At 59.2% G+C, this 16,144-nt stretch carries 24 protein-coding genes; all 24 read right to left on the bottom strand.

Annotated elements, in window-relative coordinates; genetic code table 11:
- Position 1: 1 nt before the first annotated feature.
- Positions 2-400, bottom strand: a complete 399-nt coding sequence (gene rpsH, locus HMPREF9161_RS08030; protein WP_009729167.1) for a 30S ribosomal protein S8 — start codon at positions 398-400, stop codon at positions 2-4.
- Positions 401-427: 27 nt separating this feature from the next.
- Positions 428-613, bottom strand: coding sequence for a type Z 30S ribosomal protein S14 (locus HMPREF9161_RS08025; protein ID WP_006307548.1), 186 nt, complete (start codon positions 611-613; stop codon positions 428-430).
- Between the two features lie 19 nt (positions 614-632).
- Positions 633-1,172: a 50S ribosomal protein L5 gene (gene rplE, locus HMPREF9161_RS08020; protein WP_009729166.1), complete on the bottom strand. Its 540-nt coding sequence runs from the start codon at positions 1,170-1,172 to the stop codon at positions 633-635.
- A 28-nt stretch (positions 1,173-1,200) separates the two neighbouring features.
- A complete protein-coding gene (rplX, locus tag HMPREF9161_RS08015) occupies positions 1,201-1,527 on the bottom strand; it encodes a 50S ribosomal protein L24 (protein WP_009729165.1) in 327 nt (108 codons plus the stop codon).
- A gap of 15 nt (positions 1,528-1,542) precedes the next feature.
- Complete coding sequence (gene rplN, locus HMPREF9161_RS08010; protein ID WP_009729164.1) at positions 1,543-1,911, bottom strand: 50S ribosomal protein L14; 369 nt, start codon at positions 1,909-1,911, stop codon at positions 1,543-1,545.
- 15 nt (positions 1,912-1,926) lie between these two features.
- The gene (rpsQ, locus tag HMPREF9161_RS08005) at positions 1,927-2,184 is read right to left on the bottom strand and encodes a 30S ribosomal protein S17 (protein WP_006691170.1); all 258 of its coding nucleotides are present in this window, start codon (positions 2,182-2,184) and stop codon (positions 1,927-1,929) included.
- Positions 2,185-2,345: 161 nt separating this feature from the next.
- Positions 2,346-2,537, bottom strand: coding sequence for a 50S ribosomal protein L29 (gene rpmC, locus HMPREF9161_RS08000; protein WP_006307553.1), 192 nt, complete (start codon positions 2,535-2,537; stop codon positions 2,346-2,348).
- On the bottom strand, positions 2,527-2,964 hold the full coding sequence (rplP, locus tag HMPREF9161_RS07995; RefSeq protein WP_009349623.1) for a 50S ribosomal protein L16: 438 nt from the start codon (positions 2,962-2,964) through the stop codon (positions 2,527-2,529). Before rplP ends, rpmC begins: the two co-directional genes overlap by 11 nt.
- Positions 2,964-3,635, bottom strand: coding sequence for a 30S ribosomal protein S3 (gene rpsC, locus HMPREF9161_RS07990; protein WP_009729163.1), 672 nt, complete (start codon positions 3,633-3,635; stop codon positions 2,964-2,966). Before rpsC ends, rplP begins: the two co-directional genes overlap by 1 nt.
- Before the next feature lie 16 nt (positions 3,636-3,651).
- Positions 3,652-3,990 (bottom strand): 50S ribosomal protein L22, encoded by a 339-nt coding sequence (gene rplV, locus HMPREF9161_RS07985; RefSeq protein ID WP_006307561.1) that lies wholly within the window; start codon positions 3,988-3,990, stop codon positions 3,652-3,654.
- A gap of 18 nt (positions 3,991-4,008) precedes the next feature.
- A complete protein-coding gene (gene rpsS / locus HMPREF9161_RS07980; protein ID WP_006695832.1) occupies positions 4,009-4,290 on the bottom strand; it encodes a 30S ribosomal protein S19 in 282 nt (93 codons plus the stop codon).
- Between the two features lie 60 nt (positions 4,291-4,350).
- Positions 4,351-5,178: a 50S ribosomal protein L2 gene (rplB, locus tag HMPREF9161_RS07975; RefSeq protein WP_009729162.1), complete on the bottom strand. Its 828-nt coding sequence runs from the start codon at positions 5,176-5,178 to the stop codon at positions 4,351-4,353.
- 20 nt (positions 5,179-5,198) lie between these two features.
- The gene (rplW, locus tag HMPREF9161_RS07970) at positions 5,199-5,480 is read right to left on the bottom strand and encodes a 50S ribosomal protein L23 (RefSeq protein WP_009349619.1); all 282 of its coding nucleotides are present in this window, start codon (positions 5,478-5,480) and stop codon (positions 5,199-5,201) included.
- A complete protein-coding gene (gene rplD / locus HMPREF9161_RS07965) occupies positions 5,480-6,103 on the bottom strand; it encodes a 50S ribosomal protein L4 (protein WP_009729161.1) in 624 nt (207 codons plus the stop codon). Before rplD ends, rplW begins: the two co-directional genes overlap by 1 nt.
- Before the next feature lie 18 nt (positions 6,104-6,121).
- Positions 6,122-6,775 carry a 50S ribosomal protein L3 gene (gene rplC, locus HMPREF9161_RS07960; RefSeq protein ID WP_009729160.1) on the bottom strand — a complete coding sequence of 218 codons (654 nt, stop codon included), beginning with the start codon at positions 6,773-6,775 and terminating at the stop codon, positions 6,122-6,124.
- Between the two features lie 18 nt (positions 6,776-6,793).
- Positions 6,794-7,105 carry a 30S ribosomal protein S10 gene (gene rpsJ, locus HMPREF9161_RS07955; RefSeq protein WP_006695835.1) on the bottom strand — a complete coding sequence of 104 codons (312 nt, stop codon included), beginning with the start codon at positions 7,103-7,105 and terminating at the stop codon, positions 6,794-6,796.
- A 214-nt stretch (positions 7,106-7,319) separates the two neighbouring features.
- Complete coding sequence (gene tuf / locus HMPREF9161_RS07950; RefSeq protein WP_009729159.1) at positions 7,320-8,507, bottom strand: elongation factor Tu; 1,188 nt, start codon at positions 8,505-8,507, stop codon at positions 7,320-7,322.
- Positions 8,508-8,521: 14 nt separating this feature from the next.
- A complete protein-coding gene (fusA, locus tag HMPREF9161_RS07945) occupies positions 8,522-10,600 on the bottom strand; it encodes an elongation factor G (protein WP_009729158.1) in 2,079 nt (692 codons plus the stop codon).
- A gap of 30 nt (positions 10,601-10,630) precedes the next feature.
- Positions 10,631-11,101, bottom strand: coding sequence for a 30S ribosomal protein S7 (gene rpsG / locus HMPREF9161_RS07940; protein WP_009729157.1), 471 nt, complete (start codon positions 11,099-11,101; stop codon positions 10,631-10,633).
- Between the two features lie 30 nt (positions 11,102-11,131).
- Complete coding sequence (rpsL, locus tag HMPREF9161_RS07935) at positions 11,132-11,509, bottom strand: 30S ribosomal protein S12 (protein WP_006307578.1); 378 nt, start codon at positions 11,507-11,509, stop codon at positions 11,132-11,134.
- A 66-nt stretch (positions 11,510-11,575) separates the two neighbouring features.
- Entirely contained in the window at positions 11,576-11,821 is a 246-nt protein-coding gene (locus HMPREF9161_RS07930) for a ribosomal L7Ae/L30e/S12e/Gadd45 family protein (RefSeq protein ID WP_009729156.1), read from the bottom strand.
- A gap of 373 nt (positions 11,822-12,194) precedes the next feature.
- Positions 12,195-14,201 (bottom strand): LTA synthase family protein, encoded by a 2,007-nt coding sequence (locus HMPREF9161_RS07925; RefSeq protein WP_009729155.1) that lies wholly within the window; start codon positions 14,199-14,201, stop codon positions 12,195-12,197.
- Between the two features lie 79 nt (positions 14,202-14,280).
- Positions 14,281-15,477, bottom strand: coding sequence for an FtsW/RodA/SpoVE family cell cycle protein (locus tag HMPREF9161_RS07920; RefSeq protein WP_009729154.1), 1,197 nt, complete (start codon positions 15,475-15,477; stop codon positions 14,281-14,283).
- Positions 15,477-16,136 carry a tRNA (guanosine(46)-N7)-methyltransferase TrmB gene (gene trmB / locus HMPREF9161_RS07915; RefSeq protein WP_009729153.1) on the bottom strand — a complete coding sequence of 220 codons (660 nt, stop codon included), beginning with the start codon at positions 16,134-16,136 and terminating at the stop codon, positions 15,477-15,479. The genes HMPREF9161_RS07920 and trmB overlap by 1 nt, the downstream gene beginning before the upstream one ends.
- Positions 16,137-16,144 lie beyond the last annotated feature (8 nt).

Here is a 16,144-nt window from a genome sequence, read left to right as displayed (position 1 = left end):
ATTACCATACGAATGCGAGCACTTCGCCGCCGAGACCGGCCTTACGGGCATCCTTGTCGCTCATGATCCCTTTCGAGGTGGAGATCACGGAGATGCCGAGGCCGCCGTAAACGCGCGGGAGCGCATCGTGCTTTGCATACTGGCGCAGTCCCGGCTTCGAGATGCGTTTTAGACCGGAGATGACGTGCTCACGCTTTGCTCCATACTTGAGCGTGACGGTGAGGACGCCCTGCTTGCCGTCCTCTTTGAAGGTGTAGTCCTTGATGAAACCTTCTTTTTTCAAGACCTCTGCGATCGCGGTCTTGACCTTGGACCCGGGAATTGCGACGCTCTCGTGGTAGACCGAGTTCGCGTTGCGGATGCGGGTCAGCATATCTGCGATAGGATCAGTCATTGCCATGAATCGATATCCTCCTTTGTGTTTGTCTTACCAGCTTGCCTTTGTTACGCCGGGGATGGCGCCCTTGTAACTCTGCTCACGGAAGCAGATACGGCACATGTCGAATTTGCGGATGTAGCCGTGCGGGCGTCCGCAGATCTTGCAGCGGTTGTACTTGCGTGTCGAGAACTTGGGCTCTTTGCTCCACTTCTCAATCATTGCCTTCTTTGCCACAGTGGTTCCTCCTTGTGGGTTATGCGCGGAACGGCATACCCATCAGACTAAGCAGTTCTTTCGCTTCTTCGTCGGTATGCGCGCTCGTGACGATGACGATATTCATGCCGCGGATCTTGTCGATCTTATCGTAGTCAATTTCTGGAAAAATGAGCTGCTCGCGCAGTCCCACAGCATAGTTGCCGCGGCCGTCGAACGCCTTCTCGCTGACGCCGCGGAAATCGCGGACGCGCGGAAGCGCTACATTCATGAATTTGTCGAGGAACTGGTACATACGCGTGCCGCGCAGCGTAACCTTGCAGCCGATCGGCATGCCCTCGCGCAGTTTCCATGCGGCAAGGGATTTCTTCGCACGCGTGAGCTGCGGCTTTTGTCCCGAAATTGCCGTGAGATCCGTCACGGCGGCGTCAAGGGCCTTCGGGTTGCCGACGGCTTCGCCGACGCCCATATTGATGATGACCTTCTCTACCTTCGGCAGTTGCATGACGTTCTTATAGCCGAACTTTTCCGTGAGGGCGGGCGCAACTTCCTTCTGATACTTTTCCTTGAGTCTTTCCACTTTGCGTATTCCTCCTTTCCGCTAAAGATTACTGCTCAATCGCTTCGCCGCACTTCTTGCAGGCGCGGATCTTGCGCCCGTCAACGAAGCGGTGCGCGATGCGCGTGGCCTTTCCGCAGGCGGGGCAGACGAGCTGCACCTTGCTCGCGAAGAGCGGTGCTTCCTTCGTGATGATGCCGCCCTGCGGGGCGCTCTGGCTGGGCTTCGTGTGGCGTTTCACCTTGTTGACGCCCTCGACGATGACCTTGCCCTTCTTGGGCTGCGCCTCGATGATCTTGCCCTGCTTCCCCTTATCCTTGCCGGAAAGAACGACGACCGTATCGCCCTTCTTGACATTCAGTTTTGCCGGTGACAAAATAACACCTCCTCCTCAAAGAACTTCGGGAGCGAGCGAGACGATCTTCATGAAATCCTTCTCGCGCAGCTCGCGGGCAACGGGTCCGAAAATGCGCGTTCCGCGCGGCGTGTGATCGTCTTTGATGAGCACGGCCGCATTCTCGTCAAAACGGATGTAGGAACCGTCCGCACGGCGCTTGCCCTTCACGCTGCGAACGACGACGGCCTTCACGACGTCGCCCTTCTTCACGGTGCCGCCCGGCGCCGCCGATTTCACCGATGCGACGATCACATCGCCGATGTTGGCATATTTGCGGTACGAGCCACCCAGCACACGAATGCAGAGGATTTCCTTCGCTCCTGTGTTATCGCCGACATTCAGGATTGTTTCCTGCTGTATCATTGATCTCTCTCCTCCTTACTTCGCGCGCTCGACGATTTCGACGACGCGCCAGCGCTTGGTCTTCGAGAGCGGACGCGTCTCCATGATGGATACGCGGTCGCCGATGTGGGCGTCGTTCTTCTCGTCGTGTGCGTGGAACTTGACCGTCTTCTTGACCGGTTTCTTATACATTTTATGCTGTTCGAGCTCCTCGACAGCAACGACAACCGTCTTGTCCATCTTATCGGACACGACTTTGCCGACTCTTACCTTGCGTACGTTTCTATCGCTCATGTGTCTATGAGCCTCCTTCCTTCTGCGTATCACCAGCTTCGCCGTCTTTGCGCAGTCTTTTCGTCAACAATCCTCCACAGAGCGCCACTCTGCGTTTGGCTTGTTTCCTAGACAGGACGAAAATCTGTGCGAATCTAACGGCCGATTTCATCGACGTTTTCTTAGGCGTTTGCCTGCTCGCGCTGAATGGTCTTGATGCGGGCAATCGTCTTCTTTACGTCCTTGATACGCATCGGGTTGTCGAGCTGTCCGGTGGCGTGCTGGAAACGGAGGCCAAAGAGCTCTTCCTTGAGCGACGCGAGTTTTTCCGTGAGCTCGTCGGCACTCAGACCGCGGATCTCATCAACCTTCATTCACTTCACCGCCCTCTAGTTCTTCCCGTACGACAAATTTCGTCTTGATGGGGAGCTTATGTCCCGCGAGGCGCATCGCCTCCGCCGCCACATCGCGCGCGACGCCGTCCATCTCGAAGAGGACGCGGCCGGGCTTTACGACGGCAACCCAGTACTCGGGCGAACCTTTGCCGGAGCCCATGCGGGTCTCGGCGGGTTTTGCCGTGACGGGCTTATCCGGAAAAATCTTAATCCAGACTTTACCGCCGCGCTTGATGTAACGCGTCATCGCGATACGCGCAGCCTCAATCTGACGGTTCGTAATCCATGCGGGTTCCAGGGCGACGAGGCCGTACTGACCGTGGCTGACTGTGTTGCCGCGCTGTGCCTTGCCCTTCATACGGCCGCGGAACTGCTTGCGGTATTTCACACGCTTTGGGAGTAACATTATGCCTCGCTCCTTTCCTTGGCGGCTTTCGGCTGCTGTTTCTTATCGGGGAGTACCTCGCCCTTGAAAATCCAGACCTTGATGCCGATGCGGCCGTAGGTCGTATGCGCCTCAGCCGTGCCGTAGTCGATATCTGCACGCAGTGTGTGCAGGGGAATGCTGCCCTCGCGGTAGGACTCGCGGCGTGCGATTTCCGCACCGCCGAGCCGGCCGCTGACGGCGATCTTGATGCCCTTGGCGCCGAGACGCATCGTGCGTCCGACCGCCTGCTTCATCGCACGGCGGAACGCGATGCGGCGCTCGAGCTGCGCCGCGATGTTCTCCGCGACGAGCGTCGCATCGAGATCGGGCTGCTTAATCTCCGCGATATTGATGTCGACGCGCTTATCGGTAAGGCCCTTGAGGCCTACCTTGATCTGCTCGATGCCCGAGCCGCCGCGCCCGATGACCATGCCCGGCTTGGCCGTATGGATCGTGAGCTTCAGGCGGTTCTTGCTGCGCTCCGTCTCAACGCGGGGCACGCCGGCAGTCTGGAGGCTCTTCTTGAGGTAATCGCGAATCTTGATGTCCTCGTGCAGATTCTGCGCGAAATCCTTGTCTGCGTACCAGCGGGCATCCCAGTCCTTGACGATGCCAAGGCGAATGCCATGGGGATTTACTTTCTGACCCAAACTGTGTCCCTCCTTATTACTTTTCGTTTACGGCAACCGTGATGTGAGACGTGTGCTTCAAGATTTTGAATGCCTGCCCGCGGGAACGCGGGTGAATGCGCTTGAGCGTCGGTCCCTGGTCAACGAAAGCGGAGGAAATGAACAGTCGGTCCACATCCATGTCGAAGTTGTTCTCCGCGTTTGCAACGGCAGAGCGGAGCACCTTCTCCACGGCGTCGGCGCCGACCTTCGGCGTGAATTTCAGGATTGCGAGAGCGTCGGCGACGCTCTTGCCGCGCACGAGGTTCATCACGATGCGAACCTTGCGCGGCGCGATACGGATGTATTTGGCGGTAGCCTTTACTTCCTGTGCCACGAATCGTCCTCCTCTCTATCAGCGCAGCGAGGTCTTGCGTTCTTCGCCCGCGTGACCCTTAAACGTGCGTGTCGGCGCGAATTCGCCGAGCTTATGTCCGACCATGTCCTCCGTGACGTACACGGGGACGTGCTTGCGGCCGTCATGGACGGCGATGGTGTGCCCAACAAAGTCCGGGAAGATCGTCGAGCTGCGCGACCATGTGCGCACGACCTTCTTCTCGTTCTTCTCGTTGAGCGCCTCGATCTTCTTCATCAGGCTCTCTGCGACGAAAGGCCCCTTTTTAATCGATCTTGACAAAGTTTCTCCTCCTTTCGCCGGACGGCGTTTCCCCGTCCGACGAGGCTCTATCGGGGTTGATTATTTACGGCGGTGAACGATGAGGCGGTTCGACGCTTTCTTCTTCTTGCGCGTCTTCTTGCCCATCGCGATCTTGCCCCACTTCGTCATCGGGCTCTTGCGTCCGACCGGCGAACGGCCCTCGCCGCCGCCGTGCGGATGGTCGTTCGGGTTCATAACGGTACCGCGCACCTCCGGACGGCGTCCGAGCCAGCGGCTGCGTCCCGCCTTGCCGATGGTGATGTTCTCATGCTCAAGGTTGCCGACCTCGCCGATCGTCGCGCGGCAGCTCACATGCACGCGGCGAATCTCGCCCGATGGCATGCGCAGGAGGGCGTAGTTGCCTTCCTTTGCCATGAGCTGCGCCGACGTGCCCGCGCTGCGGACGAGCTGTGCGCCCTTGCCGATCTTGAGCTCGACGGCATGAATGACCGTACCGAGCGGGATGTTCTTCAGCGGGAGCGCGTTGCCCGGCTTGATGTCGGACTCGGGGCCCGACTCGACGATCGTGCCGACCTTCAGTCCGTTCGGCGCGAGGATATAGCGTTTCTCTCCGTCCGCATAATTCAGGAGCGCGATGCGCGCGCTGCGGTTCGGATCGTATTCAATCGTTGCGACGCGGGCGGGGATGCCGTCCTTCGTGCGCTTAAAATCAATGATGCGGTAGAGCCGCTTGTGCCCACCGCCGCGATGGCGCACGGTCAGTTTGCCCTGCTGATTGCGCCCGCCCGTTTTCGTGAGGCGCCGCGTGAGGGACTTCTCCGGCTTGTCCGTTGTGATCTCATCGAAGGAAGAGACCGTCATGAAACGTCTGCCGGCAGAATACGGCTTAAAACTCTTTACTGCCACGTTCGTACCTCCCTTTCGTCTCAGCCTTCAAAGAACTCGATGGTCTCGCCCGGCGCGAGTTTTACGATGGCCTTCTTATAATCCGGGCGCTTGCCCTGCGTGCGTCCCATGCGCTTCGTCTTGCCGAGGACGTTCACGGTATTGACCTTTGCGACCTTCACCTTGAAGATCTCTGCGACCGCCTTGGCGATCTCGATTTTGTTGGCAGCCTTTGCAACGACGAAGACGTATTTGCCCTCCGCCATGAGCTGCGTCGTCCGCTCGGTGATGAGCGGGCGAACGAGAATATCGCGTGCTTCCATTATGCGAATACCTCCTCGATACGGGTGACGGCATCCTTCGTAATGAAGAGTTTATCGTGATGGAGAATGTCAAAGACATTGATGCCGGCTGCCGTGATGGCCTTCACACCCGGAATATTGCTCGTTGAACGCGCGACGTTCACGGCCTCGTCCGCCGTGACGAAAAGACTCTTCGCATCGACGCCGAAATCGTTCAGCAACTTTACCGCCGCCTTCGTTTTCGGCGCATCGAAATCAAGGCTCTCAAGAACGATGAAGTCGCCCGAGCGCACCTTATCCGACAGCGCGCATTTGAGGGCGAGGCGGCGCTGCTTGCGCGGCATCGTAAAGCCGTATTTGCGCGGATGCGGCCCAAAGACCGTACCGCCGCCGACCCACAACGGGCTGCGCGTCGAACCTGCGCGGGCGCGCCCCGTACCCTTCTGGCGCCAAGGCTTTTTGCCGCCGCCGCGCACGAGACCGCGCGTCTTTGTGGCGTGCGTGCCGAGACGCTGCGATGCGAGCTGGAGGACAACCGCCTGGTGAAGGAGACCGGCATTCATTTCGACATTGAAAAATTCGTCGTTCAAGTTGATCTCGCCAACCTGCTTATGCGACATATCGTATACTGCTACGTTTGCCATACTGCTGTTCCCCCTTCCTTATTTCTTCGCCTGCTTCGCGGGCTTTACGGTATCTTTGATGACGACAAATCCCTTCTTCGGGCCCGGAATCGCGCCCTTGATGAGGATGAGATTGCGGTCGGCGTCCACACGGACAACCGTCAGACGCTGCACTGTGACGCGCTCGCCGCCCATGCGTCCCGGGAGCTTCTTGCCCTTGAGGACGCGTCCGCCAGGGCCCGAAATCATCGCGCCCGTCGAGCCCGGCTCGCGGTGCGACTTCGAGCCGTGGCCCATCGGGCCGCGCGCAAAGTTGTGGCGCTTGATGCCGCCGGCAAAGCCTTTGCCCTTCGAGGTGCCGACCACATCGACGAGGTCGCCCTCCGCGAAGATGTCGACGCCGATCGTATCGCCGACGTTATATTCGGAAGGAGCCGAGAGGCGCATCTCACGGATGAAGCGCACCGCCTTCACGCCCGCCTTCTCAAAGTGTCCCTTGAGCGGCTTGTTGACGTTCTTTTCCTTCACATCGCCGAACCCGATCTGCACAGCGTTGTAGCCGTCCGTCTCGTCGGTCTTGTTCTGGAGCACCAAATTGTTGCCCGACTCGACGACCGTCACGGGGACGACGCGGCCTTCCTCTGTGAAGATCTGGGTCATGCCCAGTTTTCTTCCTAAAATAGCCTTAGCCAAGGCTTCCACCTCCTATTGTCAGAGCTTAATCTCGATGTCAACGCCGGCAGGCAGATCGAGGCGCATGAGCGAATCGACCGTCTTGTTCGTCGGCTGCAGGATATCGATGAGGCGCTTGTGCGTGCGCATCTCGAACTGCTCGCGCGAGTCCTTGTTGACGTGCGGGGAACGGAGAATCGTGTAAACGTTCTTCTCCGTCGGAAGTGGGATGGGCCCGGAGACCATCGCGCCGGTCTTCTTCGCCGTGTCGACGATCTTCGCCGCACTCTGATCCAGCGCCTTGTGGTCATAGGCTTTCAAACGAATTCTGATTTTCTGCTGTTTCGCCAAAGTAGTTTTCCTCCTTCGTCCGGGGTCTCGCCCCAAACATTTCTCCACGGCAGTTCCCTCTGCCCCGCCGGGGCATAGCCATCTGCCATGTCATCGCATGGAGTACGTCGTCTGTCGTATGATTCCAAAAGATGATTTTAAGAAGTTTTGCCATACTCCCTCGAAAAGGAGCGACGCGGTGCGCCGCTCCTCCTCATGGGAATATCAAATGAGATTAACCCTCGATTGCCGTAACGCGTCCCGCGCCGACCGTATGGCCGCCCTCGCGGATAGCGAAACGGAGCCCCTGCTCGATCGCGATCGGGGTAATAAGCTCGACTTCCATCTCGACGTTGTCGCCGGGCATCACCATCTCGGTGCCCTCTGGAAGACGGACAACGCCCGTCACGTCGGTGGTACGGAAGTAGAACTGGGGACGATAGTTCGTGAAGAACGGCGTATGACGGCCGCCCTCTTCCTTCGTCAGGACGTAGACCTGCGCCTTGAACTTCGTGTGGGGCTTAATGGAACCCGGCTTTGCGAGAACCTGGCCGCGCTCGATGTCCTTGCGGTCGACGCCGCGGAGCAGCGCGCCGATGTTATCGCCCGCAACCGCGCTGTCGAGCAGCTTGCGGAACATCTCGATACCCGTAACGACCGTGCTGCGCGCCTCATCCTGGAGACCGACGATCTCAACCGTATCGTTCAGCTTCAGCTCGCCGCGCTCCACACGACCCGTCGCGACCGTGCCGCGGCCCGTGATCGTGAAGACGTCCTCAACCGGCATGAGGAAGGGCTTATCCGTGTCGCGCACCGGCGTCGGGATATAGGAATCAACCGCATCCATGAGCTCGAGAATCTTCGCCTTCATCGCCTCGTCACCCTCGAGCGCTTTGAGTGCAGAACCCGTGATGACGGGGATGTCGTCGCCGGGGAACTCGTACTGCGAGAGCAGCTCGCGCACTTCCATCTCGACGAGCTCGAGGAGCTCGGGATCGTCGACCTGATCGACTTTGTTCAGGAAAACAACGAGCGCCGGAACGCCGACCTGACGGGCGAGCAGGATGTGCTCGCGCGTCTGGGGCATCGGGCCGTCGGCAGCCGACACAACGAGGATCGCGCCGTCCATCTGCGCCGCGCCCGTGATCATATTCTTCACATAGTCCGCGTGGCCCGGGCAGTCGACGTGCGCATAGTGACGTTTATCCGTCTCATACTCAACGTGCGCCGTATTGATCGTGATGCCGCGCTCGCGCTCCTCCGGCGCCTTGTCGATGTCCGCATAGTCCTCGAACTTCGCGTAGCCCTTCTCGGAGAGCACCTTCGTGATCGCAGCCGTCAGCGTCGTCTTGCCGTGGTCAACGTGACCGATCGTGCCGATGTTGACATGCGGCTTGCTGCGGTTAAACTTTTCCTTTGCCATTAAAAATTGCCTCCTTATTCGCCTTTGTTCTTGGCGACTACAGCGTCAGCTATATTCTTAGGAACTTCGTCGTAGAAGGAAACCTCCATCGAGTAGTTCCCGCGGCCCTGAGTTTTGGAACGGAGATCCGTCGAGTAGCCGAACATCTCCGAGAGCGGAACGAACGCGTTGATGACCTGCACGCCGTTGCGCGGCTCCATGCCGTCGATACGGCCGCGGCGCGCGTTCAGATCGCCGATCACATCGCCCATGTAGTCCTCCGGCACCGTGACCTCAACCTTGACGTACGGCTCCAGCAGCACCGGGTTCGCCTTTTCGGCGCCCGCCTTGAACGCCATCGAACCCGCCACCTTGAACGCCGCCTCCGAGGAGTCGACTTCGTGGAACGAGCCGTCGTAGACGACGACCTTGATGTCGACCATCGGGTAGCCCGCGACAACGCCGCTCTCCATTGCTTGGCGAACGCCGGCCTCGATCGGGTTGATGAATTCCTTCGGAATCACGCCGCCGACGACTTTGTTCTCAAAGGTGAAGCCGGCACCCGCTTCCTGCGGAAAGAGTTCGAGCCAGCAGTGTCCGTACTGGCCGTGCCCGCCGGACTGGCGGACAAACTTGCCCTCGGACTTCACCGATTTGCGGATCGTCTCACGGTACGCCACCTGCGGCTCGCCGACCTTGCAGTCGACCTTGAACTCGCGCAGCATGCGGTCGACGATGATCTGCAGATGCAGCTCGCCCATCCCCGAGATGATGACCTGACCGGTTTCCGGGTCCGTATGCACGCGGAACGTCGGGTCTTCCTCCGCGAGCTTCTGGAGCGCAATGCCCATCTTCTCCTGGTCGTTCTTCGTCGCGGGTTCCACCGCAACGGAAATGACGGGATCCGGGAACTCCATCGACTCGAGGATGATCGGGTGCGCCTCATCGCAGAGCGTGTCGCCCGTCGTCGTGTTCTTGAGTCCGACGGCAGCCGCGATATCGCCGCTGTAGACCACGTCGATCTCCTTGCGGTTGTTCGCATGCATCTGCAGGATACGGCCGATGCGCTCCTTGTTGTCCTTCGTCGCGTTGAAGACATAAGAACCGGAGTTGAGCGTGCCGGAGTATACGCGGAAAAACGCGAGCTTGCCGACGAACGGATCGGTCATGATCTTGAACGCAAGCGCCGAGAACGGCGCGCTGTCGGATGCCGGGCGACTGTCCGCCTCGCCCGTATCGGGGTTCACGCCCGCGATCGGCGGGATATCCGTCGGCGCGGGCATGTAGTCGACGATCGCGTCGAGCAGCGGCTGAACGCCCTTGTTGCGGTACGATGTGCCGCAGGTGACCGGGGTCATCTCGCAGTTGATCGTTGCCTTGCGGATCGCACGGCGGATCTCCTCCTCCGTGACCTCCTCGCCGCCGAGGTACTTCTCCATCAGCTCGTCATCGGCCTCGGCGCACGCCTCAAGCAGCTTCTCGCGGTACTCTTCGGCCTGCTCTTTGTACTCCGCGGGAATCTCGACCTCGTCGGTCACCTTGCCGAGATCGTCCTCATAGACGATAGCATCCATCTTCACGAGGTCGATGATGCCCTTAAACTCGTCCTCCGCCCCGATCGGCAGCTGGATCGCTACCGGGTTCGCATTGAGGCGCTCCCGCATCATGTCCATAACATTGAAGAAGTCCGCGCCCGTGATGTCCATCTTGTTGACATACGCCATGCGCGGGACATTGTAGCGCTCCGCCTGACGCCAGACCGTCTCCGTCTGCGGCTCGACGCCGCCGCGCGCGGTCAGAACGGCGACCGTGCCGTCCAGCACGCGCAGCGAGCGCTCTACCTCGACCGTAAAGTCAACGTGACCCGGCGTGTCAATGATATTGATGCGATGGTCTTTCCAGTGGCAGGTCGTCGCCGCCGACGTAATCGTAATGCCGCGTTCCTGTTCCTGAACCATCCAGTCCATCGTGGCTGCGCCTTCGTGGACCTCGCCGATCTTGTGCGTTACGCCCGTGTAGAAGAGAATGCGCTCGGTGGTCGTCGTCTTGCCGGCATCGATGTGCGCCATGATGCCGATATTCCGCGTTTTTTCAAGGGAATATTCTCTTGCCACTGTTTCCTATCGCTCCTTACACTGCCGGTTTTACCAGCGATAATGCGCGAATGCCTTGTTGGCCTCCGCCATCTTGTGCGTATCTTCCTTCTTTTTAATTGCTGCGCCCGTATTGTTCGCGGCGTCCATCAGCTCTGCCGACAGGCGCGCTTCCATCGTCTTCTCGCCGCGCAGACGCGCATAGCTGACGAGCCAGCGAATGCCGAGCGTCATGCGGCGGTCGGCACGCACTTCGATCGGCACCTGATAGTTGGCGCCGCCGACGCGGCGCGCCTTGACTTCGAGCACAGGCATGACGTTGCGCAGCGCCGTCTCAAATACCTCGAGCGGATCCTGTCCCGTCTTCTCGCGAATCGTGTCGAACGCGTCGTACACAACGCGCTCCGCCACACTCTTCTTGCCTGAGAGCATCACCTTGTTGATAAACTTCGTCACCGTCTTGGAATGATATACCGGATCCGGCAGAACATCCCGCTTCGGTACGGGGCCCTTACGTGGCATAGCCCAACCTCCTAACGATATACTTCCCGCTTACTTCTTCTTGGCGCGTTTCGCACCGTATTTCGAACGTCCCTGTGCGCGATCCTGCACGCCGGCCGTATCGAGCGAGCCGCGGATGATATGATAACGCACGCCCGGCAGATCCTTCACGCGTCCGCCGCGGATGAGGACGACGCTGTGTTCCTGCAGATTGTGCCCGATGCCGGGGATATATGCGGTCACCTCGATGCTGTTCGTCAAGCGAACACGAGCAACCTTTCTAAGAGCAGAGTTCGGTTTCTTCGGCGTGGATGTGTAGACACGCGTGCAGACCCCTCGCTTCTGCGGGCTGTTCTTCAGTGCTGGTGCTTTCGATTTCTCCTCAAGGCTCTTTCTGCTCTTGCGAATGAGCTGATTGATCGTTGGCATACTGCACCTCCTTCCTTTGTCGTCGAGTTTCCAATTCTTTTGTAGGAAAACGCAGAGGCTGCGTTTTTACCGTAGTACTGCGACTGCGGCGGCGCCGACTTCGAGGCGCGCCCGCTGTCCGAGCTCGTCCTTCGTCGCCGTTCGGTCAACCGCGACGTCCTTCTCCGCACACGCCGCAAGAAGCGTGTGCGTCACGCGTTCATCGGCGTCGGATGCGATGAATACCATCTCCGCCGAACCGTTCATCACGGCCTTTTGCACCTGCCGAACGCCGGCAATCCGGCGCGCAGAGCGCAGTTTCTCCAGAGACATATCCTCACCTCCAAAAAGGGGACTGTCACATAATATCACCCGCTAAAACCCTTGTCAACGCATATTTTACAAAGTTTTTTATTGACACTTCTCCTAGCGTATCTTTCTGTAAAAAAACGACCCATTTTGAAATTTATCTGTCCTCGCACAAGAAAAACACATCTCCCCGCCGTAAAGGCGCTCCTTCTTTGCGGCAATTCTTCGGCAGACATCGCGTGTTCATCGGACGGCGCAGTACCTCTCACCGCAACCTGAGTCAAGCGTAGGCGGAAGTATAACGGGGTATGAGGAGAGCGCGAGGGGGCCGCAGTGAAAAGCTGCGTCGACCGATACGCACGGTGATATAACGACGCCGGGGCCCATGACCGGGTTTTCACGCCTCCAATAGTTCCGGGTGGCGCACATAGAACGCCGCCATCTCGCGCCACCCGTCACGCTCCGCTGCATAACGCTCTGCATCGTTTTGCCGTGGGATCTCACCCGCCGATACGGTCAGAGGCTGCGCCGCACGCTCGGCGTAAAATCCAATCTCCTCACGCGTCACCCATGCATAGGGCGTAACGACACGTTCAATAGGCTCCGTCAGCGGCCGCTCAATCGCACAGTATTCGAATCCCTTCGGCGCAACGAGTTCAAAGAGCGTCGGCAGAATATTCATATGCCCGCCGATGGTATTGCCGGCAAAATGCGCCGCCGTCAGCTGCGGATGATGGATGGCAAAGGATGTCAGCAGACGCTCTCGCAGACTGATTTCATGTCGCTCAAGCAGTTCCTCAATCGGAAGTTCCCCGCCCATATGATCGCCCGTTACGACGAAGAGGCTGTCCGGAAACGACGTCCGCATCTCGTCGATGAACGTACAGAGCGCTTGATCCGCATACCACGCGCAGGCAAGGCCGCGTCTCCTGAGATTCTCCTCCTGAAACGATACGGGCGCATCCCGCAGGACACGCTCCGGGTCGAATCCGTATTCTGCAAACGGCAGAAGATAAGGTCCGTGATTCGACGTCGTATAGAGAAAATGAAAGCCCCGCCGTTCCCCCGCCGCGCGAATGCGGCGCGCCGCCTCCGCGAGGAAGATATGGTCGTGCACGCCGAGCCATGTGCGCGGCGCGTCGGCCGAACAGATGTCGGGGCCGCCGTGGGATTCGTCAAAGCCGAGCGCCGGCAGAAAATGTGCGAGGCTGCCCCAGTTCAGGCCGCCGCCGTACCAAAAATCCGTATGATAACCGAGCGTTTTCATCTGCAGCGGCAGCGACGTCGACAGTGTCCCGCTCCAAAAATCCTTATTCTCGTTCAGCTCCATATCCGCATCGTAGATGCCCAGGAGCAGACTCGTAAGCGACGGCTGCGAGATCATCCCCGCCGAGAGGAAATTGTTGATGCTCACCGTATGGGGATCGGCACGAAAGCGTTCGCTTGCCTCCATCAGATGCAGCCGCGCAAAGGGCGCGTCAAAGAGCGCCTGCATATGGCTCTCTCCCAAGAGAAAGAAAATATGCCGCGGCGGCGCTATCCCATGCCCCCGTGCGGTTCTTTGATACGCCTCAAGCGGCCGCTCCGCAAAACCGCGCCCCTGCGGCAGTACCGCCGCGAGAATATGCCGCGCCTCCTCATCCGAATGCCGCAGCGCCGCGTTCGGCGGGCGTTTCCACACCATTTCGAGCGCGATAAAGTCGTCGATCGTCGCCTTCCCGAGGACCATATCGTTCTTCACAAGAGTCGGCACCTCGTCCCACTCCGGCTTTTTCCGGTGCCGCAGGGTTCCGCCGTAGCGCAGCCAATAGAAAAACAAAATCGCGGCGAGGAACGCGAGCGCATTCGCCGCATACCGAAGCGCGCCGTCCGCCATGACCGGATACGGCATCGACGGCACAGAGAGCAGACCGCGCGCGGCCATCAGGCAAAGCGCAAGGTACGGCAGAAAGCCGAACAAGAGCCACGCGCCGTGATTTTGGTTGAAGAAAATATCGGCGAAATTCCGCTTATCCGCATTCCTGCCGAGCCACAATGTCTGATTGAACGTATCGCGGAAGTGGAAATAGAAGATCATCTTCCCGATGAACGCCGTATAGAGCGCCGCGGCGTAAACGAGGACGAACGCCGTGCGCACCGTATCGCCGACCGCAAAATAAGCGGGCAGGAACGCCCCCGGCACGGAGACAAAGAGCAGAAGCGCGAGATAGACATACGCGTTGAAGTCCATCCCCCACCAAAATCCGTAGTTAAAACAAGACAGCCATTTGCGCCACTCGCCAAACGGCGTCTTCTTTGGACGATAGGTCAGGATAAAGATCAGGCGGAACACCGCGCAAATGAGCGGAGGCAGCAGCGCGATCTTGATATCCTGCTGCAGACCTAGGAAAAAATCACTGAACATCCGGTATCCTCACAATAACGATCCGCTTCCTCAAATATAGAAAAATGCCGTACGCCCGCAGCGCACGGCAGCCCGCTCACTATCGCACCACATGCATGCGGCTGCGCCGCTCTTCGGGCGGCTCGGACGGCGCAGATTTTTTCGTTGGGCCGCCGGCTTCCCCGTTATGGTTTCGATCGGCAATGCCGAGCAGCATCCCCATGCCCGCCATCGTAACGATGAGCGACGACCCGCCGTAGCTAATGAACGGCAGCGGCACCCCGACGACAGGCAGGAGGCCCGCAACCATCGCGAGGTTCGCGAGCGCCTGGCCGGGGACGAGGAAGATGATGCCGAGCGCAAGCACCTGCCCGAAAACGTCCTTCGCCTGTGCCGCAACGCGAATACAATAGGCCAGAAGAACGCCGATTAGGAAGAAGATCAGGAGCACGCCGAGAAAGCCGTGTTCCTGACTAAAGATCGCAAATGCAAAGTCCGTATGCGCCTCCGGCAGATACTCATACTTGCTCACGCCGTCGCCGAATCCCATACCGAAGATGCCCCCCGAACCGATCGTCGAGAGCGACTGCACCATCTGATAGCCCGCGTCGCGTGCATCCGACCACGGATCGAGCCAGACCGCAATGCGCTTCATGCGGTAGGGCTGAAGCGCGCCGATCAAAAACGCAAGGCCGAGCCCTATCGGTACAATTGCGAGCCAGTAGCGCGGCGGGATCAGGAGGGCGACAGCCATCAGGAGCGGCACGCCGAACACGATGCAGGCCGTCCCAAAATCCGGCTCGCGATAGACGAGAAAGGCCATCGCGAGAATCGCGCCGAACGGGACGACGACGCGCGGCCAATCCTCAGACATGCGGAAATGCTCCTTCCCGAGCACCGTCGAAATGGAAAACGTGCCCATCAGGACCGCCATCAGTTTTGCAAACTCCGCGGGCTGGAACGTGAATCCCGCGACGGACAGCCAGCGCTGCGCCCCGTTCACCGGCGTTCCGACAAACAGCACGGCGATGAGCAGGAACACCGTGATCCCCATGCCGACAAACATCAGTCCGCGCCACTTCCGATAATCCAGTTTTCGGCAAATCCAGCAGATCGGAGCCCCGATGAGCAGCCATTTCAGATGGCGCCACAGGAAATAATACGGATCCTCAAAATCCATCGCGGCAAGCACATAGCTCGAACTGAACACATTGATCGTCCCTGCCACGATGAGGATTGCCATGATGATAATGATCGGCTCCGTCTCACTCTTAAAGAGCGCATAGCGCGTACGCATCACGTATCCTCCTGCGGCAGGCGCGCCGCGAGGTACCCGATCTTCGCGCCGCGCGCGCTGAATTTGCGTTCATACTCCGTCATAATATTCTCCGGGTCGCCCAGCGCATGGAGGTCGCGCGTCACATCCGAGATCCGCCACCCCTCGGCCGCCAGCGTCTCCAACGAATACGAAAAAAGGCCCTCGTTATCCGTTTTAAAGCGAATCTCCCCACCCGGACGCAGCACGGCGGCATAGCGCGCGAGGAATACCTCGCTCGTCAGCCGCCGCTTCGCATGACGCTTCTTCGGCCACGGATCGGAAAAATTCAAATAGATACGATCGGCCTCGCCCGGCGCGAACAGTTCTGTGAGCCGCGCCGCGTCGAAAACGAGGAGGCGGATATTCTTCAGTTCCCGCGCCGCCGCCTTGCGCGCGGCAAAGTAGAGCACGCCCTGCTGCGCCTCAAGCCCCACATAGTTGACCGCGGGATGCCGCGCGGCGAGTTCCGTAAGGAAGTCCCCCTTACCGACGCCGATCTCGATATGGAGCGGCGCCGTACGGCCAAATTCCTCCGCCCAACGTCCCGCATGATGCTGCCAATCCCCGCCGCGCGGGGTCACAAAGTCCGCATAATCCAAAATTGCCGTATCAATCCACGGTTTTCGTCGCAGTCTCATAGCCTAAC

The organism is Selenomonas sp. F0473, assembly GCF_000315545.1.
In the GTDB taxonomy this organism is placed as follows: domain Bacteria; phylum Bacillota; class Negativicutes; order Selenomonadales; family Selenomonadaceae; genus Centipeda.
This window is presented reverse-complemented; position numbering and strand designations above follow the sequence as displayed.

Coding starts and splice junctions, on each gene's coding strand:
- rpsH (WP_009729167.1), bottom strand. CDS start 400: ATGGCAATGACTGATCCTATCGCAGATATGCTGACCCGCATCCGCAAC.
- rplN (WP_009729164.1), bottom strand. CDS start 1,911: ATGATACAGCAGGAAACAATCCTGAATGTCGGCGATAACACAGGAGCG.
- rpsQ (WP_006691170.1), bottom strand. CDS start 2,184: ATGAGCGATAGAAACGTACGCAAGGTAAGAGTCGGCAAAGTCGTGTCC.
- rpmC (WP_006307553.1), bottom strand. CDS start 2,537: ATGAAGGTTGATGAGATCCGCGGTCTGAGTGCCGACGAGCTCACGGAA.
- rplP (WP_009349623.1), bottom strand. CDS start 2,964: ATGTTACTCCCAAAGCGTGTGAAATACCGCAAGCAGTTCCGCGGCCGT.
- rplW (WP_009349619.1), bottom strand. CDS start 5,480: ATGGAAGCACGCGATATTCTCGTTCGCCCGCTCATCACCGAGCGGACG.
- rplD (WP_009729161.1), bottom strand. CDS start 6,103: ATGGCAAACGTAGCAGTATACGATATGTCGCATAAGCAGGTTGGCGAG.
- tuf (WP_009729159.1), bottom strand. CDS start 8,507: ATGGCAAAGGAAAAGTTTAACCGCAGCAAGCCGCATGTCAACATCGGC.
- rpsG (WP_009729157.1), bottom strand. CDS start 11,101: ATGCCACGTAAGGGCCCCGTACCGAAGCGGGATGTTCTGCCGGATCCG.
- rpsL (WP_006307578.1), bottom strand. CDS start 11,509: ATGCCAACGATCAATCAGCTCATTCGCAAGAGCAGAAAGAGCCTTGAG.
- HMPREF9161_RS07930 (WP_009729156.1), bottom strand. CDS start 11,821: ATGTCTCTGGAGAAACTGCGCTCTGCGCGCCGGATTGCCGGCGTTCGG.
- HMPREF9161_RS07925 (WP_009729155.1), bottom strand. CDS start 14,201: ATGTTCAGTGATTTTTTCCTAGGTCTGCAGCAGGATATCAAGATCGCG.
- HMPREF9161_RS07920 (WP_009729154.1), bottom strand. CDS start 15,477: ATGCGTACGCGCTATGCGCTCTTTAAGAGTGAGACGGAGCCGATCATT.
- trmB (WP_009729153.1), bottom strand. CDS start 16,136: ATGAGACTGCGACGAAAACCGTGGATTGATACGGCAATTTTGGATTAT.